The organism is Nonomuraea dietziae, assembly GCF_014195505.1.
Taxonomy (GTDB): domain Bacteria; phylum Actinomycetota; class Actinomycetes; order Streptosporangiales; family Streptosporangiaceae; genus Nonomuraea; species Nonomuraea roseola.
Genome location: NZ_JACIBV010000001.1, coordinates 4661805 through 4687109, shown reverse-complemented (window position 1 = coordinate 4687109; position 25305 = coordinate 4661805). Strand labels below are relative to the sequence as shown.

At 66.8% G+C, this 25305-nt stretch carries 27 protein-coding genes; all 27 read left to right on the top strand.

The annotated features are described in order from the left end of the window. The first annotated feature begins 33 nt into the window (after positions 1-33). The 27 genes from FHR33_RS22135 (at position 34) to rplN (ending at position 25304) form a co-directional block, all read left to right on the top strand. Positions 34-873: an SCO4651 family lipoprotein gene (locus tag FHR33_RS22135; protein WP_246452038.1), complete on the top strand. Its 840-nt coding sequence runs from the start codon at positions 34-36 to the stop codon at positions 871-873. Between the two features lie 244 nt (positions 874-1117). Next, the gene (rplJ, locus tag FHR33_RS22130) at positions 1118-1642 is read left to right on the top strand and encodes a 50S ribosomal protein L10 (RefSeq protein WP_183650929.1); all 525 of its coding nucleotides are present in this window, start codon (positions 1118-1120) and stop codon (positions 1640-1642) included. A 71-nt stretch (positions 1643-1713) separates the two neighbouring features. After that, positions 1714-2103, top strand: coding sequence for a 50S ribosomal protein L7/L12 (rplL, locus tag FHR33_RS22125; protein ID WP_183650926.1), 390 nt, complete (start codon positions 1714-1716; stop codon positions 2101-2103). 139 nt (positions 2104-2242) lie between these two features. Next, positions 2243-2488 carry a hypothetical protein gene (locus FHR33_RS22120; RefSeq protein WP_183660639.1) on the top strand — a complete coding sequence of 82 codons (246 nt, stop codon included), beginning with the start codon at positions 2243-2245 and terminating at the stop codon, positions 2486-2488. 247 nt (positions 2489-2735) lie between these two features. Then, complete coding sequence (locus FHR33_RS22115) at positions 2736-3275, top strand: hypothetical protein (RefSeq protein ID WP_183650923.1); 540 nt, start codon at positions 2736-2738, stop codon at positions 3273-3275. A gap of 114 nt (positions 3276-3389) precedes the next feature. Continuing rightward, positions 3390-4391: an ABC transporter ATP-binding protein gene (locus FHR33_RS22110; RefSeq protein ID WP_183650920.1), complete on the top strand. Its 1002-nt coding sequence runs from the start codon at positions 3390-3392 to the stop codon at positions 4389-4391. A gap of 56 nt (positions 4392-4447) precedes the next feature. After that, complete coding sequence (locus FHR33_RS22105) at positions 4448-5215, top strand: MlaD family protein (protein WP_183650917.1); 768 nt, start codon at positions 4448-4450, stop codon at positions 5213-5215. A gap of 86 nt (positions 5216-5301) precedes the next feature. Continuing rightward, on the top strand, positions 5302-5817 hold the full coding sequence (locus FHR33_RS22100) for an Rv1363c family protein (protein WP_246452037.1): 516 nt from the start codon (positions 5302-5304) through the stop codon (positions 5815-5817). Next, on the top strand, positions 5814-6311 hold the full coding sequence (locus FHR33_RS22095; RefSeq protein WP_312895657.1) for an Rv1363c family protein: 498 nt from the start codon (positions 5814-5816) through the stop codon (positions 6309-6311). Before FHR33_RS22100 ends, FHR33_RS22095 begins: the two co-directional genes overlap by 4 nt. 435 nt (positions 6312-6746) lie before the next feature. Then, positions 6747-10217, top strand: coding sequence for a DNA-directed RNA polymerase subunit beta (rpoB, locus tag FHR33_RS22090; RefSeq protein WP_183650914.1), 3471 nt, complete (start codon positions 6747-6749; stop codon positions 10215-10217). A gap of 14 nt (positions 10218-10231) precedes the next feature. Then, the gene (locus tag FHR33_RS22085) at positions 10232-14110 is read left to right on the top strand and encodes a DNA-directed RNA polymerase subunit beta' (protein ID WP_183650911.1); all 3879 of its coding nucleotides are present in this window, start codon (positions 10232-10234) and stop codon (positions 14108-14110) included. 636 nt (positions 14111-14746) lie between these two features. Next, complete coding sequence (rpsL, locus tag FHR33_RS22080) at positions 14747-15118, top strand: 30S ribosomal protein S12 (protein WP_183650908.1); 372 nt, start codon at positions 14747-14749, stop codon at positions 15116-15118. A 2-nt stretch (positions 15119-15120) separates the two neighbouring features. Then, a complete protein-coding gene (gene rpsG, locus FHR33_RS22075) occupies positions 15121-15591 on the top strand; it encodes a 30S ribosomal protein S7 (RefSeq protein WP_183650905.1) in 471 nt (156 codons plus the stop codon). 87 nt (positions 15592-15678) lie between these two features. Continuing rightward, entirely contained in the window at positions 15679-17727 is a 2049-nt protein-coding gene (fusA, locus tag FHR33_RS22070) for an elongation factor G (RefSeq protein WP_221241982.1), read from the top strand. A 167-nt stretch (positions 17728-17894) separates the two neighbouring features. Then, on the top strand, positions 17895-19088 hold the full coding sequence (gene tuf / locus FHR33_RS22065) for an elongation factor Tu (protein WP_183650899.1): 1194 nt from the start codon (positions 17895-17897) through the stop codon (positions 19086-19088). 273 nt (positions 19089-19361) lie between these two features. Beyond that, positions 19362-19670 carry a 30S ribosomal protein S10 gene (rpsJ, locus tag FHR33_RS22060; RefSeq protein WP_012887830.1) on the top strand — a complete coding sequence of 103 codons (309 nt, stop codon included), beginning with the start codon at positions 19362-19364 and terminating at the stop codon, positions 19668-19670. A gap of 14 nt (positions 19671-19684) precedes the next feature. Next, the gene (gene rplC, locus FHR33_RS22055; RefSeq protein ID WP_183650897.1) at positions 19685-20338 is read left to right on the top strand and encodes a 50S ribosomal protein L3; all 654 of its coding nucleotides are present in this window, start codon (positions 19685-19687) and stop codon (positions 20336-20338) included. Further along, complete coding sequence (gene rplD / locus FHR33_RS22050) at positions 20335-20982, top strand: 50S ribosomal protein L4 (RefSeq protein ID WP_183650894.1); 648 nt, start codon at positions 20335-20337, stop codon at positions 20980-20982. Before rplC ends, rplD begins: the two co-directional genes overlap by 4 nt. Continuing rightward, positions 20982-21338 (top strand): 50S ribosomal protein L23, encoded by a 357-nt coding sequence (gene rplW, locus FHR33_RS22045; protein ID WP_183650892.1) that lies wholly within the window; start codon positions 20982-20984, stop codon positions 21336-21338. Before rplD ends, rplW begins: the two co-directional genes overlap by 1 nt. A 105-nt stretch (positions 21339-21443) precedes the next feature. Beyond that, positions 21444-22280, top strand: coding sequence for a 50S ribosomal protein L2 (gene rplB, locus FHR33_RS22040; RefSeq protein ID WP_138694759.1), 837 nt, complete (start codon positions 21444-21446; stop codon positions 22278-22280). Positions 22281-22291: 11 nt separating this feature from the next. After that, a complete protein-coding gene (rpsS, locus tag FHR33_RS22035; RefSeq protein WP_012887835.1) occupies positions 22292-22570 on the top strand; it encodes a 30S ribosomal protein S19 in 279 nt (92 codons plus the stop codon). A 30-nt stretch (positions 22571-22600) separates the two neighbouring features. Continuing rightward, a complete protein-coding gene (gene rplV / locus FHR33_RS22030) occupies positions 22601-22954 on the top strand; it encodes a 50S ribosomal protein L22 (protein ID WP_183650890.1) in 354 nt (117 codons plus the stop codon). Further along, the gene (gene rpsC / locus FHR33_RS22025; RefSeq protein ID WP_183650887.1) at positions 22954-23814 is read left to right on the top strand and encodes a 30S ribosomal protein S3; all 861 of its coding nucleotides are present in this window, start codon (positions 22954-22956) and stop codon (positions 23812-23814) included. Before rplV ends, rpsC begins: the two co-directional genes overlap by 1 nt. A gap of 2 nt (positions 23815-23816) precedes the next feature. Next, positions 23817-24236, top strand: coding sequence for a 50S ribosomal protein L16 (gene rplP / locus FHR33_RS22020; protein WP_049572692.1), 420 nt, complete (start codon positions 23817-23819; stop codon positions 24234-24236). Next, on the top strand, positions 24236-24472 hold the full coding sequence (gene rpmC, locus FHR33_RS22015) for a 50S ribosomal protein L29 (protein ID WP_183650883.1): 237 nt from the start codon (positions 24236-24238) through the stop codon (positions 24470-24472). Before rplP ends, rpmC begins: the two co-directional genes overlap by 1 nt. Then, the gene (gene rpsQ, locus FHR33_RS22010; protein WP_183650880.1) at positions 24465-24740 is read left to right on the top strand and encodes a 30S ribosomal protein S17; all 276 of its coding nucleotides are present in this window, start codon (positions 24465-24467) and stop codon (positions 24738-24740) included. The genes rpmC and rpsQ overlap by 8 nt, the downstream gene beginning before the upstream one ends. Before the next feature lie 192 nt (positions 24741-24932). Then, complete coding sequence (gene rplN, locus FHR33_RS22005) at positions 24933-25304, top strand: 50S ribosomal protein L14 (protein ID WP_043623452.1); 372 nt, start codon at positions 24933-24935, stop codon at positions 25302-25304. Position 25305: the final 1 nt, after the last annotated feature.

The following is a 25305-nucleotide window of genomic DNA, read 5'->3' as shown; positions in this document are numbered from 1 at the left end:
GCCTGAGGCGGCCTCGCGACGTAGTGTCGGAGCATGCTGAAGCGCAGGATTACTCTCGCCGCCGTCGCGACGGGCGCCGCCGCCCTGGTCGCGGTCGCCGGTTGTGGATCGACAGGAGCGACCGCGTCCGGGGCGGTGCCCATCCAGGTGAATCTGGCCGCCGCCGAGGTCCTGGAGCAGGCCGCGCAGAAGACGCAGGACGTCACCAGCTACACCGTGGACGCCGTCGTGGACGTGACGGACCCGCAGGAGGGTTCGGGCAAGGTCCAGGGGCGGATGGTCTACCAGAGCAAGCCCCAGCTCGCCGCCGACCTGACGCTCGACAGCGCCGACTTCGGCGGGAAGAGCCTTCCGGGCGGTGCTCGCGCCGTCCTGCAGGGAGACACCGTCTACCTGCGCGTCGAGGCGCTGAACAAGATGCTCGGCGCGACCAAGCCGTGGATCAAGGTTCCGCTGAACGAGGCGGCAGGCGGTGACGCGAGCAAGTACCTCGACCAGGTCCAGCAGTTCGACCTGGCCAACGTCACCAAGCTCGTGACCGCCTCGCAGAACGTCAAGCAGGTCGGCACCGAGGCCGTGGGCGGCGTCGACACCACCCACTACAGCGGCACGTTCCCCGTGGACGCCGCGGTGCAGCAGCTGCCCGCGGACAAGCAGGAGCAGGCCAAGCAGCACATGAGCGAGCTCAAGAACGTCACGTTCGACATCTGGGTCGGCGCGGACGGCCTGCCCCGCAAGCTGGCGATGACCGGCGCGGAGAAGGGCGCCACGTTCAACGCCAACCTGTTCTTCAAGGGCTTCAACGAGCCGGTCTCCATCGTCGCGCCGCCCGCCGAGCAGGTGGGCGAGCTGCCGAAGCACACCGGTAACTGACCCCAGCGGGGGGCGATTTGGCATCTTGACTAATCGCCCCCTATTCTGGTGCTTGCCAAAGACCGCCGGTCGTCGCTGGGTGCCTCAAGGCCTGGTGACCGAAGGATCCACATCGTGGACGGCCCGCGTAGGTGAGATGCGAAGTTCTTCTGTGTGGATTCCACATGGTGAGCCCCGTGCGCCTGCGCCGGGGCTTGTTTCATGTTCGGAGGCCTTCGCCGGCGGCACATCTGGAAGGAGGCCCATGGCGAGGGCGGATAAGGCGACAGCGGTTGCCGAGCTCAAGAACGAGTTCGAGGGCAGCAGCGCCGCCGTTCTGACCGAGTACCGCGGTCTCACCGTCGCACAGCTCAAGCAGCTGCGTGTTGCGCTCGGTGGGAACGCGAAGTTCGCCGTGGCGAAGAACACCCTGACCAAGATCGCGGCCAACGAGGCCGGCGTGACCGGTCTCGATGACCTGCTGGTCGGCCCGACTGCCGTTGCCTTCGTCACGGGCGACGTCGTCGAGGCCGCGAAGGGTCTGCGTGACTTCGCCAAGGCCAATCCCCTTCTGGTGATCAAGGGCGGCTTCATGGAGGGCAAGGCCCTCGACGCCGCTGAGATCACCAAGCTCGCTGACCTCGAGTCCCGTGAGGTTCTCCTCGCGAAGCTGGCCGGTGCGATGAAGGCGAAGCAGTCCGCTGCTGCCGCCGTGTTCGCCGCGCTGCCCACCAACATGGCTCAGCTGGCCGAAGCCCTTCGCGCCAAGCGCGAAGAGGCTGGCGAGTAAGACCGGGGATTGCCGCAACTTCACCGCGGTCCCGTTACACCATTTAGCAAGATCCATACGGAGGAAACATCATGGCGAAGCTCAGCACCGACGAGCTGCTCGACGCGTTCAAGGAGATGACCCTCCTCGAGCTGTCCGAGTTCGTGAAGCTCTTCGAGGACACCTTCGACGTCAAGGCTGCCGCCCCGGTCGCCGTTGCCGCCGCCGGCCCGGTCGGCGCCGCTCCGGCTGAAGAGGCTGCGGAGCAGGACGAGTTCGACGTCATCCTCGAGGCTGCCGGCGACAAGAAGATCCAGGTCATCAAGGAGATCCGCGCGCTGACCTCCCTCGGCCTGAAGGAGGCCAAGGACCTGGTCGACGGCGCTCCGAAGCCCGTCTTCGACGCCAAGGTCAACAAGGAGCAGGCGGAGAAGGCCAAGGCTGCCCTCGAGGGCGCCGGCGCCACCGTCACCGTCAAGTAAGACGGCACGTCTCTTCGGAAAGAGCGGAACATCACCCTGGTGCCGGGTGGGTTCCGCTCTTTTTGTATGTCAGGACGCCCGTATGCGAACTTCAGCCGGATCTCACCCTGATCTCAGAGAGCGTTCCTGGCGTCGGAGCATGAACTCGATCGGGCGAGGGCGGAAGCGGACCGCGCCGGCGGGGCTGCTGCTCGCGACGGCGGTGCTCTACCTCTGGGGGCTGAGCGCGTCGGGCTGGGCCAACTCCTTCTACTCGGCCGCGGCGCAGGCGGGCAGTCAGAGCTGGAAGGCGTTCTTCTTCGGCTCCTCCGACGCGGCCAACGCCATCACCGTGGATAAGACGCCCGCGCGGTGCTGCCCGGCTTCGCGCTGGTCCTCCTGCTGACCACGCTGACGACGATCGGACGGCGGGTGTGGCAGTTCGTGTCGGGGAGCGGCGCCGGGCGCCTTCGCGCTGTGGGGGAGCTGGCTGGTGGTCACCGGGCTGGTCTTCAGCCTCGTGCAGGGGATCTTCCACGCCTACTACACCGTGGCGCTGGCGCCTGCGATCGCGGCTCTGGCCGGCATGGGCACGGCCGAGCTGTGGGTGCGCAGGCGCGCGCCACTGGCGGCATGGGCACTCGCCGGCGGTCGTGGCGGTGTCGGGCGTGTGGTCGTGGACGCTGCTGTCGCGCAGCCAGGACTGGAACGGCTGGCTCGGGCCGGTGGTGGTGGCCGGTGGGCTGGTCGCGGCGTCCGCGCTGGTGGCTGCCTCCGGGATGCGGATGGTGGGCGTGGCGGCGGCCGTGGCGGTGGTGGTGTGCCTGGCGGGGCCGGCGGCGTACGCGGTGGAGACGGCCGCCTCGGGGCACACGGCGGCGATCCCGACGGCGGGCCCGCCCACGGGAGGCGGGTTCGGCGGGCCGAACGGCCCGAGGAGAGCTCAGCCGCAGGCCGCCCCCGCGCCCGGTGGCGGGGTCCAGGACGGCTCTCAGGACGGCGTCCAGGGCGGTGGGCGGCGGGAGGGGTTCGTGCGGGGCGGTTCCGGCGGCGGTGGCGGAGACGGCCTGCTGAACGCCTCGACGCCGAGCGCCGAGGTCGTGGCGGTGCTGAAGGCGGGCGCGAGGTCACTCTGTACGACCTGGGCGCAGGCTGGCCACCGCGCTGTGTGCCCTCACATAACCGGCAAGTAACAATCCCGTCCGATTATTGGAATGGAGTCCAATTCGCGGGAAGCTCCCTACGACGATCGTGCGCGTCGGTAAAGTGTGTTCGTCTCGTTACCACCTGCGACGGGAAGGTGACCTGTGGGCGTCGAGGTCGTGGTCGACGGCTTGACCAAGTCGTTCGGTAGGCAGGTCATCTGGGAGGACGTCTCGCTGACGCTCCCCGCCGGCGAGATCTCGGTGCTGCTCGGCCCTTCGGGCACAGGCAAGTCCGTCTTCCTCAAGACCCTCGTGGGCCTGCTGCGCCCCGAGCGCGGCCACATCTGGATCGACGGCTACGACCTGGCCAACTGCAGCGAGAACAAGCTCTACGAGCTGCGCAGGCTGTTCGGGGTGCTCTTCCAGGACGGCGCGCTGTTCGGCTCGCTGAGCCTCTACGACAACATCGCCTTCCCGCTGCGCGAGCACACCAAGAAGAGCGAGTCGCAGATCCGCCAGATCGTCATGGAGAAGATGGAGCTGGTCGGCCTGGTCGGCGCCGAGGGCAAGCTGCCTGGCGAGATCTCCGGCGGCATGCGCAAGCGGGCTGGCCTGGCCAGGGCGCTCGTGCTCGACCCCGAGATCATCCTGTTCGACGAGCCCGACTCGGGCCTCGACCCGGTCCGCACCTCCTACCTCAACCAGCTGATCGTCGACCTCAACGCCGAGATCGAGGCGACCTTCCTCATCGTCACCCACGACATCAACACCGCCCGCACCGTCCCCGACGACATCGGGCTGCTGTTCAGGCGCGAGCTGGTGATGTTCGGGCCGCGCGAGATGCTGCTGTCCAGCGACGAGCCCGTGGTCAGGCAGTTCCTCAACGCCCGCAGGCACGGTCCCATCGGCATGTCGGAGGAGAAGGACATCTCCGAGCTGGAGGCCGAGGCGCAGCAGGGCCACGACCCCGGCACGCTGCCGCCGATCCCGCCGCAGCTGATGCCCAGCGGCAACGGCATCCGCCGCACCCAGAAGCCGCCCGGCGCGTGGCTGGCCGCCAACGGGGTGATCCCGCCCCAGGGCTCCTTCGTCGACGAGCGCGGCCGCAACTGGCTGGAGGAGTACCCCCGGCTCGTCAACGCACACATGAACGGCGTGCACTGATGCATGCCGATCGGGCGCGACCTGTCCGAACTCGCTGATCTCACCGAGCTGATCCGATGACCAACACCCTCGGCGCGGGGCTGAAGCTCGCGCTGTTCGCCCTGCTGACCACCGCGTGCGCGGCCATGCTGGCCCTGATGATCTCCGGCGCCACGGTCGCCCCCGCGCAGGTCTACAGGGGCCTCTTCACCGACGCCACCGGCCTGCGGCCTGGCGACGACGTGCGCGTGGCGGGCGTCCGCGTCGGCCGCGTGGAGGAGATCTCCCTGTACGGCACGCAGGCCGAGGTCGCCTTCTCCGTCAGGCGGAGCACCCCGCTGCCGCGTGGCGTCGTCGCGGCGATCCGCTGGCGCAACCTGGCCGGCCGGCGCTACCTCGCCCTGACCCCCGGCAGCGACGCCACCGGCTACCTGAAGCCGGGAGAGCGCGTGGCCACCACCCGCCCCGCGCTCGACGTGACCGCGCTGTCGCACGGCTTCAGGCCGCTGCTGAAGGCGATCCGCCCCGAGGACGGCGACACCCTGAGCCGGCAGATCGTGCAGGTGCTGCAGGGCGAGGAGGGCACGGTCGAAAGCCTGCTCGGCCACATCTCCTCCGTCACCGGCCCGCTCGCCGACCGCGAAGAGGTGATCGGCAGCGTGGTCGACAACCTCACCGTCGTGCTCGCCGATATCGCAGGACGCGACGACGCGTACGGCAGCCTGATCGACAACCTGCATGCCCTGGTCAAGGGCCTGTCAGCCGAGAGTGAGGCGATCGGCGACTCCCCGCGCACGCCCGAGCACCTCGCCGGCGCCGCCGGTCCGCGCGAAGATCGCCGCTGAGCGCCGGCGGTGCCGTGATACCGCTCCGCTGCCGGCCCGGCCATTCGGCGCCTGAAGGAATGAACCGGGCGTTATGATCCCGCGATATGGCAGGCACAGCTGGCTCCTCCAGGTCGGTGACCGTGCTGCGCAGGCTGACCGTCGCGCTGGCGGCGGCCCTGCTGCTGGTGGCGGGGTCGGCCGTCTGGCTGAGCGCGCAGGTGCGCGACGAGGAGGCGGCGGCGGCCGACAGACGGGCGGCGCTCGCGGCGGCCTCGGCCCACGCGGTGAACCTGCTCTCGCTCAACTACCAGAGCGCCGACGCCAGCATCCAGAAGATCCTCGCCACCTCCACAGGGACCGCCTTCGCCGAGTACTCGGCGGGCGCGCCCAAGCTCAAGGAGACCACCATCGCCAACAAGGTCGTCCAGACCGGCGCCGTGAAGGCCGCGGGGGTGGTGTCCATGGGCGAAGGCACGGCCAAGGTGCTGGTCGTCGCCGACTCCCATATCAACTGGGTCGGATCGGGCACGCCCGACCAGGACCGCTACTTCAGGTGGTCCATGGACCTGGCCAAGGTCAAGGGCGTCTGGCTGGTCTCGAAAGCGGAGCAGGTGCTGTGAGGGTCGCGATGGCGGCGGTGCTGGCCCTGGCGGTGGCCTTCGTGGGCTGGACCGCGGTGCGGATGCTGGGCGAGCTGAACGACCTGCGCGGCGGCAGGGAGTCGGGGGAGCAGGCCATGGCCGCCGCCCGCGCGATGGCGCCCGACCTGCTGTCCTACAACCACGCGACGATCGAGGAGGACCTGAAGCGGGCCGAGGCGCTCACCACGGGCGCGCTGACGGCGCGCTACCGTGAGCTGCGCGCCTCGCTGGTGCCCAGGGTCACCGAGCAGCGGACCGTGCAGGAGGTCTCGGTGGCGGGGGCCGCCGTCGAGAGCGCCACGCCCGACCGGGTGACCGTGCTGCTGTTCGTGAACATGGGGACGGTCAAGCAGGCGCAGGGCAGCGCCGAGCCGAGGCACCAGGTGATCCAGAACCGGGTCAGGTTCGTCATGGTGAAGACTGGTTCGAGATGGCTGGTCGGCGATCTGTCCACGCTGCTCGGTAGCGCATGATGTCCGGGCATGTCCCGACTTTCAATTGTTATCAAAATCCAGGTTTGGCGAAGCTCTCGGCGCGGGTACTTCAGTCACAGTTCCACCGCACGGCAGCATGGGTTCGGCCTCCGGTGTGACAGAGCGTTAGCGGCCCCGGCTCGCGGGTATCGTCTTGGGGCTGTCGGCTAGTGAGCTGTCACCTTGGGGAGAAATCCCAGCGTCCAGGCTTTGAGTTGGCCGAAAGTCCGGCTCGCGGGCTTGACGTTTCCGCTCGGACGGGCGATGCTGCGGTCAACGTGGAGCATGCAGCGAGAGCGAAGTGGACAGGCGTGTGCCGTTCGGCTACACTGCCCCTTTGCGCTGCCCTTTGACGACCCGCTTCCTTTGCTCACGTTGCGAGGTTGTCTGGCGTGCGTGTAGTCAGTCCGCCGCGAGCCCTCGGAAGGACATCTGTTGGCAGCCTCGCGCAACGCCTCCGCCGTACCCGCCGGTCCCCGTCGCGTCTCTTTTTCGCGTATCCAGGAGCCCCTCGAAGTTCCTGACCTTCTCGCTCTGCAGACCGAGTCCTTCGACTGGTTGCTTGGCAACGAGAAGTGGAAGGCCCGGGTAGAGGCGGCTCGTCAGGCCGGGCGCAAGGACGTCCCGACCCAGTCGGGCCTCGAAGAGATCTTCGAAGAGATCAGTCCCATTGAGGACTTCTCGGGGACCATGTCCTTGTCGTTCCGCGACCATCGGTTCGAGCCGCCCAAGTACTCAGTCGATGAGTGCAAAGACAAGGACATGACCTTCTCCGCCCCCATGTTCGTGACGGCGGAGTTCATCAATAACACCACTGGTGAGATCAAGAGCCAGACGGTGTTCATGGGCGATTTCCCGCTCATGACGCCGAAGGGCACCTTCATCATCAACGGCACCGAGCGTGTCGTGGTCTCGCAGCTGGTCAGGTCCCCCGGTGTCTACTTCGACCGCAGCGTCGACAAGACCTCCGACAAGGACCTCTACGGCTGCAGGGTCATCCCGTCCAGGGGTGCCTGGCTCGAGTTCGAGATCGACAAGCGCGACAGCGTCGGTGTGCGCATCGACCGTAAGCGCAAGCAGGCCGTCACCGTGCTTCTCAAGGCGCTGGGATGGACCAACGACCAGATCCTCGAGCGCTTCGGCCAGTACGAGTCCATGCGGGCCACCCTGGAGAAGGACCACACGGCCGGCCAGGATGACGCCCTGCTCGACATCTACCGCAAGCTCCGTCCGGGCGAGCCGCCGACCAAGGAGTCGGCGCAGACCCTGCTGGAGAACCTCTACTTCAACCCCAAGCGTTACGACCTGGCCAAGGTTGGTCGCTACAAGATCAACAAGAAGCTGGGTATCGACGCCGAGATCACCCAGGGCACGCTGACCGAAGAGGACATCGTCGCCACCATTGAGTACATCGTCAGGCTGCACGCCGGCGAGGACGCGATGCCCGGCGCCGAGGGCCGTGAGGTCATCGTCGAGACCGACGACATCGACCACTTCGGCAACCGTCGCCTGCGCAGCGTCGGCGAGCTCATCCAGAACCAGGTCCGCCTGGGCCTGGCCCGCATGGAGCGCGTCGTCCGTGAGCGCATGACCACGCAGGACGTCGAGGCGATCACGCCGCAGACCCTGATCAACATTCGCCCGGTCGTGGCGTCGATCAAGGAGTTCTTCGGCACGTCGCAGCTGTCGCAGTTCATGGACCAGACCAACCCGCTGGCCGGCCTGACGCACAAGCGGCGTCTGTCCGCGCTGGGCCCCGGTGGTCTGTCACGTGAGCGGGCGGGCTTCGAGGTTCGAGACGTGCACCCGTCCCACTACGGCCGGATGTGCCCGATCGAGACCCCCGAAGGTCCCAACATCGGCCTGATCGGTTCGCTGGCCTCCTACGGGCGCATCAACGCGTTCGGCTTCGTCGAGACGCCTTACCGCAAGGTCGTCGACGGCAAGGTGACCGAGCAGATCGACTACCTCACGGCCGACGAGGAAGACCGCTACGTCAAGGCTCAGGCCAACACGCAGCTCAACCCCGACGGCTCCTTCGCCGAGCCTCGCGTCCTGGTTCGCACCAAGGGCGGTGAGACCGAGCTCGCGCGCGCCGAGGAGGTCGACTACGTCGACGTCTCCGCTCGCCAGATGGTCTCCGTCGCCACCGCGATGATCCCCTTCCTGGAGCACGACGACGCCAACCGCGCGCTCATGGGCTCCAACATGCAGAGGCAGTCCGTGCCCCTGCTGAAGAGCGAGGCGCCCCTGGTCGGCACCGGCATGGAGTACCGTGCCGCGACCGACGCGGGCGACGTCATCAGCGCCGAGAAGGCCGGCGTGGTCGAGGAGGTCTCCGCCGACTACGTCACCGTCATGAACGACGACGGCACGCGCACCACCTACCGTGTCGCCAAGTTCAAGCGCTCCAACCAGGGCACCTCCTTCAACCAGAAGCCCATCGTCGCCGAGGGCGACAGGGTCGAGGTCAACCAGGTCATCGCCGACGGTCCCTGCACCGACCAGGGCGAGATGGCGCTCGGCAAGAACCTGCTCGTGGCGTTCATGCCGTGGGAGGGTCACAACTACGAAGACGCGATCATCCTGTCCCAGCGGCTGGTCCAGGACGACGTCCTCTCCTCGATCCACATCGAGGAGCACGAGGTCGACGCCCGTGACACCAAGCTGGGCCCCGAGGAGATCACCAGGGACATCCCCAACGTCTCCGAGGAGGTCCTGGCCGACCTCGACGAGCGCGGCATCATCCGCATCGGCGCCGAGGTCGTCCCCGGCGACATCCTGGTCGGCAAGGTCACGCCCAAGGGTGAGACCGAGCTGACCCCGGAGGAGCGGCTGCTGCGCGCGATCTTCGGTGAGAAGGCGCGTGAGGTCCGCGACACCTCGCTGAAGGTGCCGCACGGCGAGTCCGGCAAGGTCATCGGTGTGCGCGTGTTCTCCCGCGAGGAGGGCGACGAGCTTCCTCCGGGCGTCAACGAGCTGGTCCGCGTCTACGTGGCCCAGAAGCGTAAGATCACCGACGGCGACAAGCTCGCCGGCCGTCACGGCAACAAGGGTGTCATCTCCAAGATCCTCCCGGTCGAGGACATGCCCTTCCTCGAGGACGGCACGCCTGTCGACATCATCCTCAACCCGCTGGGCGTGCCCGGCCGAATGAACGTCGGCCAGGTGCTCGAGACCCACCTCGGGTGGATCGCGGCCAGGGGCTGGGACATCACCGGTGTCCAGGAGGCCTGGGCCGAGCGGCTGCGCGACAAGGGCTTCGGCCAGGTCGCGCCGCGCACCAACGTCGCCACCCCGGTGTTCGACGGCGCGCACGAAGAGGAGATCGTCGGCCTGCTCAGCAGCACCATCGCCAACCGCGACGGTGACCGCATGGTGCAGGAGACCGGCAAGGCCAGGCTGTTCGACGGCCGCTCAGGCGAGCCGTTCCCGTACCCGATCTCGGTCGGCTACATCTACATCCTGAAGCTGCTGCACCTGGTCGACGACAAGATCCACGCACGGTCGACCGGTCCGTACTCGATGATCACTCAGCAGCCGCTGGGTGGTAAGGCGCAGTTCGGTGGCCAGCGCTTCGGCGAGATGGAGGTGTGGGCCCTCGAGGCCTACGGCGCCGCCTACGCCCTGCAGGAGCTGCTCACCATCAAGTCCGACGACGTCCTCGGCCGAGTCAAGGTCTACGAGGCCATCGTCAAGGGCGAGAACATCCCCGAGCCCGGCATCCCCGAGTCCTTCAAGGTCCTCATCAAGGAAATGCAGTCGCTGTGCCTGAACGTCGAGGTGCTCTCCAGCGACGGCATGTCCATCGAGATGCGTGACACCGACGAGGACGTCTTCAGGGCCGCCGAGGAGCTCGGTATCGACCTGTCCCGGCGCGAGCCGAGCAGCGTGGAAGAAGTCTGAGGGGGAGATCGCACATGCTGGACGTCAACTTCTTCGACGAGCTCCGGATCGGCCTCGCAACCGCTGACGACATCCGTCAGTGGTCGCACGGCGAGGTGAAGAAGCCCGAGACCATCAACTACCGGACTCTCAAGCCGGAAAAGGACGGACTCTTCTGCGAGAAGATCTTCGGCCCGACCCGCGACTGGGAGTGCTACTGCGGTAAGTACAAGCGCGTCCGTTTCAAGGGCATCATCTGTGAGCGCTGCGGCGTCGAGGTCACTCGCGCCAAGGTGCGTCGTGAGCGGATGGGCCACATCGAGCTGGCCGCGCCTGTCACGCACATCTGGTACTTCAAGGGCGTTCCTTCGCGCCTTGGGTACCTGCTCGACCTGGCCCCGAAGGACCTCGAGAAGGTCATCTACTTCGCGGCCTACATGATCACGCATGTCGAGACCGAACTGCGTGAGCGTGACCTGCCCTCGCTCGAGGCGAAGATCTCCGTCGAGCGGCAGCACATCGAGCAGCGTCGTGACGCCGACATCGAGGCCAGGCAGAAGAAGCTCGAGGGCGACCTGGCCGAGCTCGAGGCGGCCGGCGCCAAGGGTGACCAGCGCCGCAAGGTTCGCGAGGGTGCCGAGCGCGAGATGCGTCAGCTTCGCGACAGGGCGCAGCGCGAGCTCGACAGGCTCGACGAGGTGTGGAGCCGCTTCAAGAACCTCAAGGTCCAGGACCTCGAGGGCGACGAGATGCTCTACCGCGAGATGCGCGACCGCTTCGGCCGCTACTTCAAGGGCGGCATGGGCGCTCAGGCGATCCAGGAGCGGCTGATCAGCTTCGACCTCGACGCCGAGGCCGAGAACCTGCGCGAGACGATCCGCAGCGGCAAGGGCCAGAAGAAGGCCCGCGCCCTCAAGCGGCTCAAGGTCGTGTCGGCGTTCCTCAACACGACCAACTCGCCTCGCGGCATGGTGCTCGACTGCATCCCTGTCATCCCGCCGGACCTGCGCCCGATGGTGCAGCTCGACGGTGGCAGGTTCGCGACCTCCGACCTGAACGACCTGTACCGCAGGGTCATCAACAGGAACAACCGCCTCAAGCGACTTCTCGACCTCGGCGCGCCCGAGATCATCGTGAACAACGAGAAGCGGATGCTTCAGGAGGCCGTCGACTCGCTGTTCGACAACGGCCGTCGCGGCCGTCCCGTCACGGGTCCCGGCAACAGGCCCCTGAAGTCCCTCAGCGACATGCTGAAGGGCAAGCAGGGTCGTTTCCGTCAGAACCTGCTGGGCAAGCGAGTCGACTACTCCGGCCGTTCGGTCATCGTCGTCGGCCCGCAGCTGAAGCTGCACCAGTGCGGTCTGCCCAAGCAGATGGCGCTGGAGCTGTTCAAGCCGTTCGTGATGAAGCGCCTGGTCGACCTGAACCACGCGCAGAACATCAAGTCGGCCAAGCGCATGGTCGAGCGCGCCCGCCCTGTGGTGTGGGACGTGCTCGAAGAGGTCATCACCGAGCACCCCGTGCTGCTCAACCGCGCGCCCACGCTGCACCGTCTGGGCATCCAGGCGTTCGAGCCGCAGCTGGTCGAGGGCAAGGCCATTCAGATCCACCCGCTCGTCTGCACCGCGTTCAACGCGGACTTCGACGGCGACCAGATGGCCGTGCACCTGCCCCTGTCGGCTGAGGCCCAGGCCGAGGCGCGCATCCTGATGCTCTCGACCAACAACATCCTCAAGCCGGCCGACGGCAAGCCCGTGACGATGCCCACCCAGGACATGGTCATCGGCCTCTACTGGCTGACCACGCAGAAGGACGGCGCGATCGGCGAGGGCAGGGTGTTCGGCTCGGTGGCCGAGGCCCAGATGGCCTTCGACCGTCGCGAGCTGGAGATCCAGGCCAAGATCCAGATCCGGCTCGCCGGTGACGTCCAGCCGCCGCGCGGCTGGGCCGCTCCCGAGGGCTGGGAGGCCGGTGACTCCATCCGCCTGGAGACGACGTTCGGCCGCTGCCTGTTCAACCAGACGCTGCCGAGCAACTACCCGTTCGTCAACTTCCAGGTCGGCAAGAAGCAGCTGTCCGCGATCGTCAACGAGCTGGCCGAGACCTACCCCAAGGTCGACGTCGCCACCTCGCTCGACGCGCTCAAGGACGCCGGCTTCCGCTGGGCGACCCGCTCCGGCGTCACGATCTCGATCGACGACGTCGTCGCGCCGCCCAACAAGGCCGACATCATGGAGAGCTACGAGCGCAGGGCCGACAAGGTCCAGCGTGAGTACGAGCGCGGTCTGATCACCGACGAGGAGCGCCGTCAGGAGCTCATCGAGATCTGGACCCACGCCACGGCGGACGTCGAGACCGACATGGTCAACGCGTTCCCCGCGACGAACCCGGTCTGGATGATGGTCAACTCCGGCGCCCGCGGTAACAAGATGCAGGTGCGTCAGATCGCCGGTATCCGTGGCCTGGTGTCCAACACCAAGGGTGAGACGATCCCGCGGCCGATCAAGGCCTCCTTCCGTGAGGGCCTGTCGGTGCTGGAGTACTTCATCTCCACCCACGGTCAGCGAAAGGGTCTGGCCGACACCGCGCTCCGTACCGCCGACTCGGGTTACCTGACCCGTCGTCTGGTGGACGTGGCGCAGGACGTCATCGTGCGTGAGATCGACTGCGGCACCGACCGCGCGGTCCCGCTGCACGTCGGTGAGCGCGACTCGTCGGGCAACCTGGTCAAGGCCGAGAACGCCGAGTCGAACGTGCACGGCCGCATCCTGGCCGAGGACGTCGAGGTCGACGGCAAGGTCATCGCCTCGGCGGGTGTCGACATCAACGACATCCACGTCACGGCGCTGGTCGAGGCCGGCATCGAGACGGTCCGCACCCGCAGCGCGCTCGTCTGCGAGGCCAAGATCGGTGTCTGCGCGACCTGCTACGGCCGCTCGCTGGCCACCGGCAAGCTCGTGGACGTCGGCGAGGCGGTCGGCATCATCGCCGCCCAGTCGATCGGTGAGCCCGGCACCCAGCTGACGATGCGTACCTTCCACACCGGTGGTGTGGCGGGCGCGGACATCACCCACGGTCTGCCCCGTGTCCAGGAGCTCTTCGAGGCGCGCATCCCCAAGGGTGTCGCCCCGATCTCCGAGGCCGAGGGCCGGGCTCGCATCGACGAGACCGACAAGACCCGCAAGATCGTGATCACCCCCGACGACGGTTCGGAGGAGATCGCCTACCCGGTCTCGATGCGCTCGCGCCTGCTCATCCAGGACGGCCAGCGTGTCTCGGTGGGCACCCAGCTCATCGCCGGTGCGGTCAACCCGAACGAGGTCCTGCGCATCCTCGGCCCGCGTGCGGTGCAGCTGCACCTGGTCGCCGAGGTCCAGCAGGTCTACCGCTCGCAGGGTGTGTCGATCCACGACAAGCACATCGAGATCATCGTTCGGCAGATGCTCAAGCGCGTCAACGTGCTCGAGTCCGGTGAGACCGACCTGCTGCCCGGTGAGCTCGTCGAGCGTCCGCGCTTCGAGCTGATGAACCGCGAGACCGTCGCCGAGGGTGGCACGCCCGCCTCCGGCCGTCCGGTCCTCATGGGCATCACGAAGGCGTCGCTGGCCACCGAGTCGTGGCTGTCGGCGGCCTCCTTCCAGGAGACCACCAGGGTCCTGACGGACGCGGCGATCCACGCCAAGTCCGACTCGCTCCTGGGCCTGAAGGAGAACGTCATCATCGGAAAGCTGATCCCGGCCGGCACTGGCATGCCCCAGTACCGCAACATCCGGGTGGAGCCGACCGAGGAGGCCAAGGCCGCGATGTACACGGTCGGCGGCTACGACGGTTCGGCCGCGGACTACACCTTCGGCACCGGCAGCGGCGAGGCCGTGCCGCTGGAGGAGTACGACTTCGGTCAGTACAACCGCTGAGCGATCGGTTGCGCGGAACGCCCCGCGCCTTGCTCCGGCAAGGCACGGGGCGTTCCCCTTTTCAGGGCGGCGGGCCGCTGTCCTGACCTGACGCGCGGCACGCGCCTGCGCCCGCCGACACGCCGTGGCCCCCTGAGGCCCTGAGGGGCCCGTCACGCTCCCGCGGACGCGGCACGCCTGCCCGTGTGGCGGTGACTCGCACAGGTGAGCGGGCAGGTGAGCACGTCGAGCGGCACGGCCGCGACGGACGGAGAAGCCGCCGCGAAACGCGTGTGGAGAAGGGCCAGACAACTCGAGAGATGCGGGTAAGCTAGACGAGGGTCTGATAAGGCCACGGCACGAATGTACGGTCGCATCGACAGCGGCCGATCGCAGTCGTTTTGACGTGCTGCGCTGGGCTGGGTAGTCTTGCCCTTCGTGCCCGTGGGTTCATGGGCCCTCATGCATGCGCTCCGACAGGCTGCGCGGCATGGTCTCTCTCCAGCGTTCGATTACGCCGGGTAGTGGCTCGACAGAGCGCGACACGCCCGACCGCGTGGGTCGGCGCAAGAGGAAAACCAGCAGGTCATGACACCGGCAGTACCTGCGAAAAGCACGACTTGACGTATTACCGGCCAAGGCACGAACGGAGTGGCAGTGCCCACTATTCAGCAGTTGGTCCGCAAGGGCCGGCAGGACAAGGTCACCAAGACCAAGACTCCTGCCCTCAAGGGGAGCCCGCAGCGTCGCGGCACCTGCCAGCGCGTCTACACCACGACGCCCAAGAAGCCCAACTCGGCCCTCCGCAAGGTCGCCCGTGTTCGGCTCACCAACGGCATCGAGGTCACGGCTTACATCCCCGGTGTGGGCCACAACCTGCAGGAGCACTCCATCGTGCTCGTGCGTGGCGGTCGTGTGAAGGACCTGCCGGGTGTTCGCTACAAGATCATCCGTGGCTCCCTCGACACGCAGGGCGTCCGTAACCGCAAGCAGGCCCGCAGCCGCTACGGCACGAAGAGGGAGAAGTAACCATGCCTCGCAAGGGTTCTCCTGGCCGTCGTCAGCTCATGTCTGACCCGGTTTACAGCTCGCCGCTGGTGACCGCTCTGATCAACAAGGTGCTCCTTGACGGCAAGCGCTCCATCGCGCAGTCGATCGTCTACGGGGCGCTCGAGGGCTGCAAGGACAAGACCGGCAACGACCCGGTCGTCACGCTGAAGCGCGCCCTCGACAACGTCAAGCCCACCCTCGAGGTCCGCAGCCGCCGTGTCGGTGGCGCGACCTACCAGGTCCCGGTCGAGGTGCGCGCCGCGCGCAGCACCACCCTGGCCCTGCGTTGGCTGGTGCAGTACTCCCGCGCCCGCCGCGAGAAGACCATGACCGAGCGCCTCATGAACGAGCTCCTCGACGCCAGCAACGGCCTCGGGGCGAGCGTCAAGAAGCGCGAGGACACCCACAAGATGGCCGAGTCCAACAAGGCCTTCGCCCACTACCGCTGGTAACAGCGGGTTCGACGAGACGACGAGGACGCGAGAGAAGTGGCCACCACGACCGCTCTTGACCTGGCCAAGATCCGCAACATCGGGATCATGGCCCACATCGACGCGGGCAAGACCACCACGACCGAGCGCATCCTGTTCTACACCGGCATCAACTACAAGATCGGTGAAGTCCACGAGGGCGCTGCCACCATGGACTGGATGGAGCAGGAGCAGGAGCGCGGCATCACGATCACGTCTGCCGCGACGACCTGTGAGTGGCTCGACCACACCATCAACATCATCGACACTCCCGGTCACGTCGACTTCACCATCGAGGTGGAGCGCTCGCTCCGCGTCCTCGACGGCGCCGTCGCGGTGTTCGACGGTGTCGCGGGTGTCGAGCCGCAGTCGGAGACGGTGTGGCGCCAGGCTGACCGCTATGGCGTGCCGCGCATCTGCTTCGTGAACAAGATGGACCGCGTCGGCGCGGAGTTCCACCGCTGCGTCGACATGATGATCAGCCGTCTGGCGGCGACGCCGGCTGTCATCCAGCTTCCCTGGGGCGTCGAGTCCGGTTTCAAGGGCGTCATCGACCTGGTGAAGATGAAGGGTCTGCTCTGGAGCGAAGAGGCCGCCAAGGGCGAGATGTACGACACCGTCGACATCCCGGCCGAGTACGCCGACACGGCTCGTGAGTGGCGCGAGAAGCTGGTCGAGACCGTCTCCGAGAACGACGACGAGCTGATGGAGCTCTTCCTCGAGGGCACTGAGCCCACCGAGGAGCAGCTGGTCGCGGCCATTCGCCGCGCCACGCTGGCCAGCGCCATCAACCCGGTTCTCACCGGCACCGCGTTCAAGAACAAGGGCGTTCAGCCCCTGCTCGACGCGATCGTGGCCTACCTGCCCGCGCCGACCGACATCCCCGCCTTCAAGGGGCACGCGGTCGGCAAGGAGGACGAGGTCGTCGAGCGTCACGCGGACGTGACCGAGCCCTTCTCCGCGCTGGCCTTCAAGATCATGAGTGACCAGCACCTGGGTCGTCTCACCTACATCCGCATCTACTCGGGCACGCTCGAGACCGGCACCGGGGTCATCAACTCGGTGAAGGGCAAGAAGGAGCGGATCGGCAAGATCTACCAGATGCACGCGAACAAGCGCGAGGAGCGCCCGTCCGCGCACGCTGGTCAGATCGTCGCCGTGATGGGTCTGAAGGACACCACCACGGGTGACACGCTCTCCGACCCGTCGAACCAGGTCGTGCTCGAGTCGATGACGTTCCCGGCTCCGGTCATCAACGTCGCCATCGAGCCCAAGACCAAGGGCGACCAGGAGAAGCTCGGCACCGCCATCCAGCGTCTGGCCGAGGAGGACCCGTCCTTCCAGGTCCGTCGCGACGAGGAGACCGGTCAGACGGTCATCTGGGGCATGGGCGAGCTTCACCTCGAGATCCTCGTCGACCGTATGCGTCGCGAGTTCAAGGTCGAGGCCAACGTCGGTCGCCCGCAGGTCGCCTACCGCGAGACCATCCGCCGCAAGGTGGAGAAGGTTGACTACACCCACAAGAAGCAGACCGGTGGTTCCGGTCAGTTCGCGCGGGTCATCATCAACCTGGAGCCGCTGGGCGAGGGCAACGACGGCTACGAGTTCGAGAACAAGGTTTCGGGTGGTCGTGTCCCGAGGGAGTACATCCCCTCGGTCGACGCGGGCGCCCAGGAGGCCGCCGAGTTCGGCGTGCTGGCCGGTTACCCGATGGTCGGCGTGAAGGTGACGCTGACCGACGGTGCGGCGCACGACGTCGACTCCTCGGAAATGGCCTTCAAGATCGCCGGCTCGATGGCCTTCAAGGAGGCCGCTCGCAAGGCCGACGCTGTGCTCCTCGAGCCGATGATGGCCGTTGAGGTCACCACGCCCGAGGACTACATGGGTGACGTCATCGGTGACCTCAACGGTCGCCGCGGGCAGATCCAGTCGATGGACGAGCGCGCTGGCGCCCGTGTCATCGCGGCGCTCGTTCCGCTGTCGGAGATGTTCGGCTACGTGGGTGACCTGCGCAGCCGCACTCAGGGCAGGGCGAGCTACAGCATGCAGTTCGACTCCTACGCGGAGGTGCCCCCGGGCATCGCCAAGGAGATCGTCGCGAAGGCCCGGGGCGAATAGTTCCTGGTCCCGCCGGTCCGGGGCGAGTGCCCCGGACCTTTCGGGATCAGGGCGACCAGCCCAGGTCCCTGGTGGGGCGATGAGATGTCGCCCCGCTGTTCAGGGGTTCGGGGTCACCCGGGCCCGAGTGTGAAGTAAGTCAGTCAGATTCTCTAAGGAGAGAACCAGTGGCTAAGGCCAAGTTCGAGCGGACTAAGCCGCACGTGAACATCGGCACCATTGGGCACATCGACCACGGCAAGACCACTCTGACCGCGGCGATCACCAAGGTGCTTCACGAGCGTTTCCCTGAGCTTAACGAGGCGACCCCGTTCGACAAGATCGACAAGGCGCCCGAGGAGAAGGCTCGTGGCATCACGATCTCCATCGCGCACGTCGAGTACCAGACCGAGAAGCGCCACTACGCTCACGTGGACTGCCCCGGTCACGCCGACTACGTGAAGAACATGATCACCGGTGCGGCTCAGATGGACGGCGCGATCCTCGTGGTCGCGGCGACCGACGGCCCGATGCCGCAGACGAAGGAGCACGTCCTCCTGGCCCGCCAGGTCGGCGTCCCCTACATCGTCGTGGCGCTCAACAAGGCCGACATGGTCGACGACGAGGAGATCCTGGAGCTCGTCGAGCTCGAGGTTCGTGAGCTCCTGTCCGCTCAGGAGTTCCCCGGCGACGACCTGCCCGTCGTGCGCGTCTCCGCTCTGAAGGCCCTCGAGGGCGACCAGAAGTGGGGCGACAGCATCATCGAGCTGATGACCGCTGTCGACGAGAGCGTGCCGGAGCCCACCCGCGCCATCGACAAGCCCTTCCTGATGCCGATCGAGGACGTCTTCTCGATCACCGGCCGCGGCACCGTCGTGACCGGTCGTATCGAGCGCGGCATCGTCAAGGTCAACGAGACCGTCGACATCATCGGCATCAAGACCGAGAAGACCACCACCACGGTCACCGGTGTCGAGATGTTCCGCAAGCTGCTCGACGAGGGCCAGGCCGGTGACAACGTCGGTCTGCTCCTCCGCGGCATCAAGCGCGAGGACGTCGAGCGCGGCCAGTGCATCATCAAGCCGGGCACGACCACCCCGCACACCGAGTTCGAGGCCCAGGTCTACATCCTGAGCAAGGACGAGGGCGGCCGTCACACGCCGTTCTTCAACAACTACCGTCCTCAGTTCTACTTCCGTACGACTGACGTGACCGGTGTGGTGCACCTCCCCGAGGGCACCGAGATGGTCATGCCGGGCGACAACACCGAGATGCGCGTTGAGCTGATCCAGCCCATCGCCATGGAGGACGGCCTCAAGTTCGCCATTCGTGAGGGTGGCCGCACCGTCGGCGCCGGCAACGTGGTGAAGATCCTCAAGTAGTACCACCACTGGGGCGGCGGCCGGTTCTCGCACAGGGAACCGGCCGCCCAACCGGGCAACGGGAGCCTCCCGGCTCCCGCCACGGCTCCACGGCTAGGCCGTGATCTCGCAGTCGCTTCGGAATCGTGACCGAAGTAACTGCCGGATCACGGAAGAAACAGCAGATCGAATACGTCTGCTACGTGGGGTCAGCGGGCGGTCTCCGCCCGTACTACAGCGGCAACAGGCCGCACGATACTTTTTCAGACGACAGCGAAGGACACCGAGGCCATTATGGCGGGACAGAAGATCCGCATCCGGCTTAAGGCCTATGACCACGAGGTCATCGATAGCTCGGCCAAGAAGATCGTCGAGACGGTGACGCGGACTGGCGCGAAGGTCGCGGGCCCGGTGCCGCTGCCGACCGAGAAGAACGTGTACTGCGTCATCCGCTCGCCGCACAAGTACAAGGACAGCCGCGAGCACTTCGAGATGCGCACGCACAAGCGGCTGATTGACATCATCGACCCGACGCCGAAGACGGTCGACTCGCTCATGCGACTCGACCTCCCCGCCGGCGTCGACATTTCGATCAAGCTCTGAGGGAACGCACTGACATGGCTAAGACGATCAAGGGCGTCCTGGGCAAGAAGCTCGGCATGACCCAGGTCTTCGACGCGGACAACCGGATGGTTCCGGTGACCGTGGTCGAGGCCGGTCCGTGCGTGGTGACCAGGGTCCGGACCGCAGACAAGGACGGCTACACCGCCGTTCAGCTCGGCTACGGACAGGTCGACCCCCGGAAGGTCAACAAGCCGCTCGGCGACTACCTGCGTAAGCACGACATCACCCCGCGCCGTTACTTTGCGGAGATCCGCACGGACGACGCGAGCGACTACACCCTCGGCCAGGAGCTCCTGGCTGACACCTTCGAGGCCGGCCAGTACGTCGACGTCACTGGCAAGTCCAAGGGCAAGGGGTTCGCCGGTGTCATGAAGCGTCACGGCTTCAAGGGCCTGGGCGCGTCGCACGGTACGCAGCGCAAGCACCGGTCGCCGGGTTCCATCGGTGGCTGCGCCACCCCTGGCCGCGTATTCAAGGGTCTCCGCATGGCCGGTCGGATGGGTAACGTCCGCACCACCGTGCAGAGCCTCAAGGTTCACGCCGTGGACGCCGAGAACGGTCTCATCCTGATCAAGGGTGCGATCCCCGGCGCCAACGGCAGCCTGGTCCTCGTCCGCACCGCTGCAAAGAAGGGGGCTGCCAAGTGACCAGCATTGACGTCCTCGACGCCAGCGGCGCGAAGACCGGCTCCGTCGACCTGCCCGAAGACATCTTCGGCGCGAAGGTCAATGTTCCGCTGATCCACCAGGTCGTCGTGGCCCAGCTCGCCGCTCGCCGGCAGGGCACCCACAAGGCCAAGACCCGTGGTGAGGTCAGGGGCGGTGGCAAGAAGCCGTACCGCCAGAAGGGCACCGGTCGCGCCCGTCAGGGCTCGACCCGCGCGCCGCAGTTCGCCGGTGGTGGCACCGTTCACGGTCCCCTCCCGCGCGACTACTCGCAGAAGACGCCCAAGAAGATGAAGGCCGCCGCGCTGCGCGGCGCCCTGTCCGACAGGGCGACCGGCGGTCGCGTGCACGTCGTGAGCAGCCTGGTCACCGGGGAGACCCCCAAGACCAAGGCGGCCCTCGAGGCCCTGCGCAAGATCACCGACGCCAGGACCGTTCTGGTCGTGGTCGAGGAGACCGACGAGCTCACCTGGCTGAGCCTGCGCAACGCTCCGGAGGTCCACCTGCTGGACGCCGGGCAGCTGAACACCTACGACGTGCTCGTCCACGACGACGTGGTCTTCACGCAGGAAGCGTACGACCAGGTCGTGGCGCGGCTGAGCAAGAGCGGGAAGGAAGACGCCTGATGGAGAACATCACCGACCCGCAGGCTGTCGCCTCCGAGAAGCCCAAGGGCCGACTGGAGAGGGTCTCCGACCCGCGCGACATCATCATCAAGCCCGTTGTCTCCGAGAAGAGCTACGGCCTGATCGATGAGAACAACAAGTACACGTTCATGGTGAAGAAGACCGCGAACAAGACCCAGGTCAAGATCGCGGTTGAGCAGATCTTCGGTGTCAAGGTCACCAGCGTGAACACCATCAACCGGCAGGGCAAGCGCAAGCGCACCCGCGCCGGGTTCGGCAAGCGGCCCGACACCAAGCGCGCGATCGTGAGCTTGGCCGAGGGCGACCGGATCGACATCTTCGGTCAGATCGGTTAGCCGACACGTAAGCAAGCGCAAGCCGTACGGCTTGCGGGGGATGAGACCGCCTCGCGAAAGCGTGGCGGGCTCACCCATGTAACCGACGAAGGATGAACGAAAAAGATGGGCATCCGTAAGTACAAGCCGACGACTCCTGGTCGCCGCGGCTCGAGTGTCTCGGACTTCTCCGAGATCACCCGCAGCACGCCGGAGAAGTCGCTGCTTGCTCCCCTTCACAGCAAGGGTGGCCGTAACGTCCACGGCCGGGTCACCGCTCGCCACCAGGGTGGCGGTCACAAGCGCGCCTACCGGATCATCGACTTCCGCAGGCATGACAAGGATGGCATTCCGGCGAAGGTCGCTCACATCGAGTACGACCCCAACCGCACCGCCAACATTGCCCTGCTGCACTACGCCGACGGCGAGAAGCGCTACATCATCGCGCCGACCGGCCTCAAGCAGGGCGACAGGATCGAGAACGGCCCCGGGGCCGACATCAAGCCGGGCAACTGCCTGCCGCTGCGCAACATCCCGACCGGTACCTTCATCCACGCGGTGGAGCTCCGTCCGGGCGGCGGCGCCAAGCTCGGCCGTTCCGCCGGCGCGCAGATCCAGCTGCTCGCCAAGGAGGGCCAGTACGCCACGCTGCGTATGCCCTCCGGCGAAATGCGCATGGTCGACGTGCGCTGCCGCGCGAGTGTCGGTCAGGTCGGCAACGCCGAGCAGGCCAACATCAACTGGGGTAAGGCCGGCCGTATGCGGTGGAAGGGCAAGCGCCCGACCGTCCGTGGTGTGGCCATGAACCCCGTCGACCACCCGCACGGTGGTGGTGAGGGTAAGACCTCCGGTGGTCGCCACCCGGTCAACCCCAAGGGCAAGCCCGAGGGCCGTACCCGTCAGGCGAACAAGGCCAGCGACAGGCTGATCATCCGCCGTCGGTCCAAGAGGAAGAAGCGGTAGGAGCAGCCGAAATGCCACGTAGCCTTAAGAAGGGCCCCTTCGTGGACGACCACCTTCAGAAGAAGGTCGACGTCCAGAACGAGAAGGGCACCAAGAACGTCATCAAGACGTGGTCGCGGCGTTCCATGATCGTGCCCGACATGCTCGGTCACACGATCGCCGTTCACGACGGCCGCAAGCACGTCCCGGTGTTCGTCACCGAGTCGATGATCGGTCACAAGCTCGGCGAGTTCGCTCCCACGCGGACCTTCCGTAGCCACGTCAAGGAAGACCGCCGCAGCCGGCGGTAAGCGCCTTCAGAAGCATCAGAGGAGTAAGCGATGGAAGCCAGGGCTCAGGCGCGGTTCGTCCGTGTCACGCCCCAGAAGGCCCGCCGCGTGGTGGACCTTATTCGCGGGCTGCCCGCTTCGGAGGCGCAGGCCGTGCTGCAGTTCGCTGCTCAGGCAGCGAGCGAGCCGATTTACAAGGTGCTCTCGAGCGCGATGGCGAACGCTGAGCACAACTTCAAGCTCGACCCGCAGACGCTCGTCGTGAGCCGCGCGTGGGTCGACGAGGGCCCGACGCTGAAGCGGTTCCGTCCGCGTGCCCAGGGTCGCGCCTATCGGATCAACAAGCGGACGAGCCACATCACCGTGATCGTGGAGTCCCGCGAGCCGAAGGGAAGGACCCGATAGTGGGCCAGAAGGTTAACCCGCACGGGTTCCGCCTCGGCATCACGACCGACTTCAAGAGCCGGTGGTACGCCGACAAGCTGTACAAGTCGTACGTCGCTGAGGACGTCGCGATCCGTCGCATGCTGCAGAAGGGCATGGAGCGGGCCGGCATCTCCAAGGTCGAGATCGAGCGTACGACCGACCGCGTCCAGGTCGACATCCACACCGCGCGTCCCGGCATCGTCATCGGCCGCCGCGGCGCCGAGGCCGACCGCATCCGCGGCGACCTGGAGAAGCTGACCAAGAAGCAGGTTCAGCTCAACATCCTCGAGGTCAAGAACCCCGAGATCGACGCTCAGCTGGTCGCGCAGGGCGTGGCCGAGCAGCTCTCCAGCCGTGTCTCGTTCCGTCGCGCCATGCGCAAGGCGATGCAGTCGGCCATGAAGAGCGGCGCCAAGGGCATCCGGGTCGCGTGCTCGGGTCGTCTGGGCGGCGCCGAGATGTCGAGGTCGGAGTTCTACCGCGAGGGTCGTGTGCCGCTGCACACGCTTCGCGCGGACATCGACTACGGCTTCTACGAGGCCCGTACCACCTTCGGCCGTATCGGCGTGAAGGTGTGGATCTACAAGGGTGAGGCTCCGACGAGCCGCGCCGAGCGTGAGGCGGCTGCCGCCGGCGCTCGTGCCGGCCAGCGTCGTGACCGCGACGACCGTCGTGGTGGCGGCGCCGGTGGCGACCGTCCCCGTCGTGGTGGTGGCGCCGGTGGCGCCCGCCGCGGTGGCGGCGCCGGTCGTGGAGACCGAGCCCCCAGGACTGAGGCGGCCGCGCAGGCTGCCCCCGAGACCGGCCCGGCTGCGCAGCCGGGTGCTGAAGGGAGCTGACCATGCTGATCCCTCGCAGGGTCAAGCACCGCAAGCAGCACCGGCCCGACCGCAGTGGCGCCGCCAAGGGCGGCACCAGGGTTGTGTTCGGCGAGTTCGGCATTCAGGCGATTGAGCACTCCTACGTGACCAACCGCCAGATCGAGTCGGCTCGTATCGCCATGACCCGCCACATCAAGCGTGGTGGCAAGGTGTGGATCAACATCTACCCCGACCGTCCGCTCACCAAGAAGCCCGCCGAGACCCGCATGGGTTCCGGTAAGGGTTCGCCGGAGTGGTGGATCGCCAACGTCAAGCCTGGGCGCGTGATGTTCGAGCTGTCCGGCGTCGCCGAGCCCATCGCTCGCGAGGCGCTGACGCGCGCGATCCACAAGCTTCCGATGAAGTGCAAGATTGTTAAGCGTGAAGTGGGTGAGGCGTGATGGCTAAGGGCCTGACCGCCGGAGAGCTGCGGCTCGAGGACCAGGACGCCCTGGTTCAGAAGCTGAAGGAGGCGAAGGAGGAGCTGTTCAACCTCCGCTTCCAGGCGGCGACCGGTCAGCTGGAGAGCCACGGGCGGCTGCGTGCCGTCCGCCGCGAGATCGCCCGTATCTACACCGTGATGCGCGAGCGGGAGCTCGGCATCGTCACGGTCGAGAAGGAGACGAGCGATGTCTGAGGCAACCGAGAAGACCACGCGGCACTACCGCAAGACCCGTGAGGGCCTGGTCGTCAGCGACAAGATGGACAAGACCGTCGTCGTCGCCGTCGAGGACCGCGTGAAGCACCCGCTGTACGGCAAGGTCATCCGCCGTACGACCAAGTACAAGGCGCACGACGAGGCCAACACGTGTGGTGTCGGCGACCGCGTTCTCCTCATGGAGACCAGGCCGCTGTCCGCCACCAAGCGCTGGCGTGTCGTCGAGGTGCTTGAGAAGGCCAAGTAAGGTCTTCCGCATAGATGCGCGCCTCGTGGGGGGTGGAGACACCCCCCATGACGGTGTCCAAGGACGCGAGGGCGCGAGCCCTCGCGTCGCCTGCGGTGCGGCCCCTTCGTGGGTTGTGGCCGGGGGAACAAGACAACACACAGTTCCGCCAGGCTCAGCGATGAGAACCGGCGGAGACCAACAGGAGTTGACGTGATCCAGCAGGAGTCGCGACTCAAGGTCGCCGACAACACGGGTGCCAAGGAGATTCTCTGCATCCGCGTTCTCGGTGGCTCGGGTCGGCGCTACGCGGGAATCGGCGACGTCATCGTCGCCACCGTGAAGGACGCACTTCCCGGCAGCACTGGTGTGAAGAAGGGCGACGTGGTCAAGGCCGTCGTCGTCCGTACGGTGAAGGAGCGCCGCCGTCCCGACGGCTCCTACATCCGCTTCGACGAGAACGCCGCCGTCATCATCAAGGACAGCGGTGACCCTCGTGGCACCCGCATCTTCGGCCCGGTGGGCCGTGAGCTGCGTGACAAGAAGTTCATGCGCATCATCTCGCTCGCGCCGGAGGTGCTGTGAT

Excerpts from the sequence above, each read along its gene's own strand:
- FHR33_RS22135 (WP_246452038.1), top strand. The coding sequence starts at position 34 with ATGCTGAAGCGCAGGATTACTCTCGCCGCCGTCGCGACGGGCGCCGCC.
- rplJ (WP_183650929.1), top strand. The coding sequence starts at position 1,118 with ATGGCGAGGGCGGATAAGGCGACAGCGGTTGCCGAGCTCAAGAACGAG.
- rplL (WP_183650926.1), top strand. The coding sequence starts at position 1,714 with ATGGCGAAGCTCAGCACCGACGAGCTGCTCGACGCGTTCAAGGAGATG.
- FHR33_RS22120 (WP_183660639.1), top strand. The coding sequence starts at position 2,243 with ATGAACTCGATCGGGCGAGGGCGGAAGCGGACCGCGCCGGCGGGGCTG.
- FHR33_RS22105 (WP_183650917.1), top strand. The coding sequence starts at position 4,448 with ATGACCAACACCCTCGGCGCGGGGCTGAAGCTCGCGCTGTTCGCCCTG.
- FHR33_RS22100 (WP_246452037.1), top strand. The coding sequence starts at position 5,302 with ATGGCAGGCACAGCTGGCTCCTCCAGGTCGGTGACCGTGCTGCGCAGG.
- FHR33_RS22085 (WP_183650911.1), top strand. The coding sequence starts at position 10,232 with ATGCTGGACGTCAACTTCTTCGACGAGCTCCGGATCGGCCTCGCAACC.
- rpsG (WP_183650905.1), top strand. The coding sequence starts at position 15,121 with ATGCCTCGCAAGGGTTCTCCTGGCCGTCGTCAGCTCATGTCTGACCCG.
- fusA (WP_221241982.1), top strand. The coding sequence starts at position 15,679 with ATGGCCCACATCGACGCGGGCAAGACCACCACGACCGAGCGCATCCTG.
- rpsJ (WP_012887830.1), top strand. The coding sequence starts at position 19,362 with ATGGCGGGACAGAAGATCCGCATCCGGCTTAAGGCCTATGACCACGAG.
- rplC (WP_183650897.1), top strand. The coding sequence starts at position 19,685 with ATGGCTAAGACGATCAAGGGCGTCCTGGGCAAGAAGCTCGGCATGACC.
- rplW (WP_183650892.1), top strand. The coding sequence starts at position 20,982 with ATGGAGAACATCACCGACCCGCAGGCTGTCGCCTCCGAGAAGCCCAAG.
- rplB (WP_138694759.1), top strand. The coding sequence starts at position 21,444 with ATGGGCATCCGTAAGTACAAGCCGACGACTCCTGGTCGCCGCGGCTCG.
- rpsS (WP_012887835.1), top strand. The coding sequence starts at position 22,292 with ATGCCACGTAGCCTTAAGAAGGGCCCCTTCGTGGACGACCACCTTCAG.
- rplV (WP_183650890.1), top strand. The coding sequence starts at position 22,601 with ATGGAAGCCAGGGCTCAGGCGCGGTTCGTCCGTGTCACGCCCCAGAAG.
- rplP (WP_049572692.1), top strand. The coding sequence starts at position 23,817 with ATGCTGATCCCTCGCAGGGTCAAGCACCGCAAGCAGCACCGGCCCGAC.
- rpmC (WP_183650883.1), top strand. The coding sequence starts at position 24,236 with ATGGCTAAGGGCCTGACCGCCGGAGAGCTGCGGCTCGAGGACCAGGAC.
- rpsQ (WP_183650880.1), top strand. The coding sequence starts at position 24,465 with ATGTCTGAGGCAACCGAGAAGACCACGCGGCACTACCGCAAGACCCGT.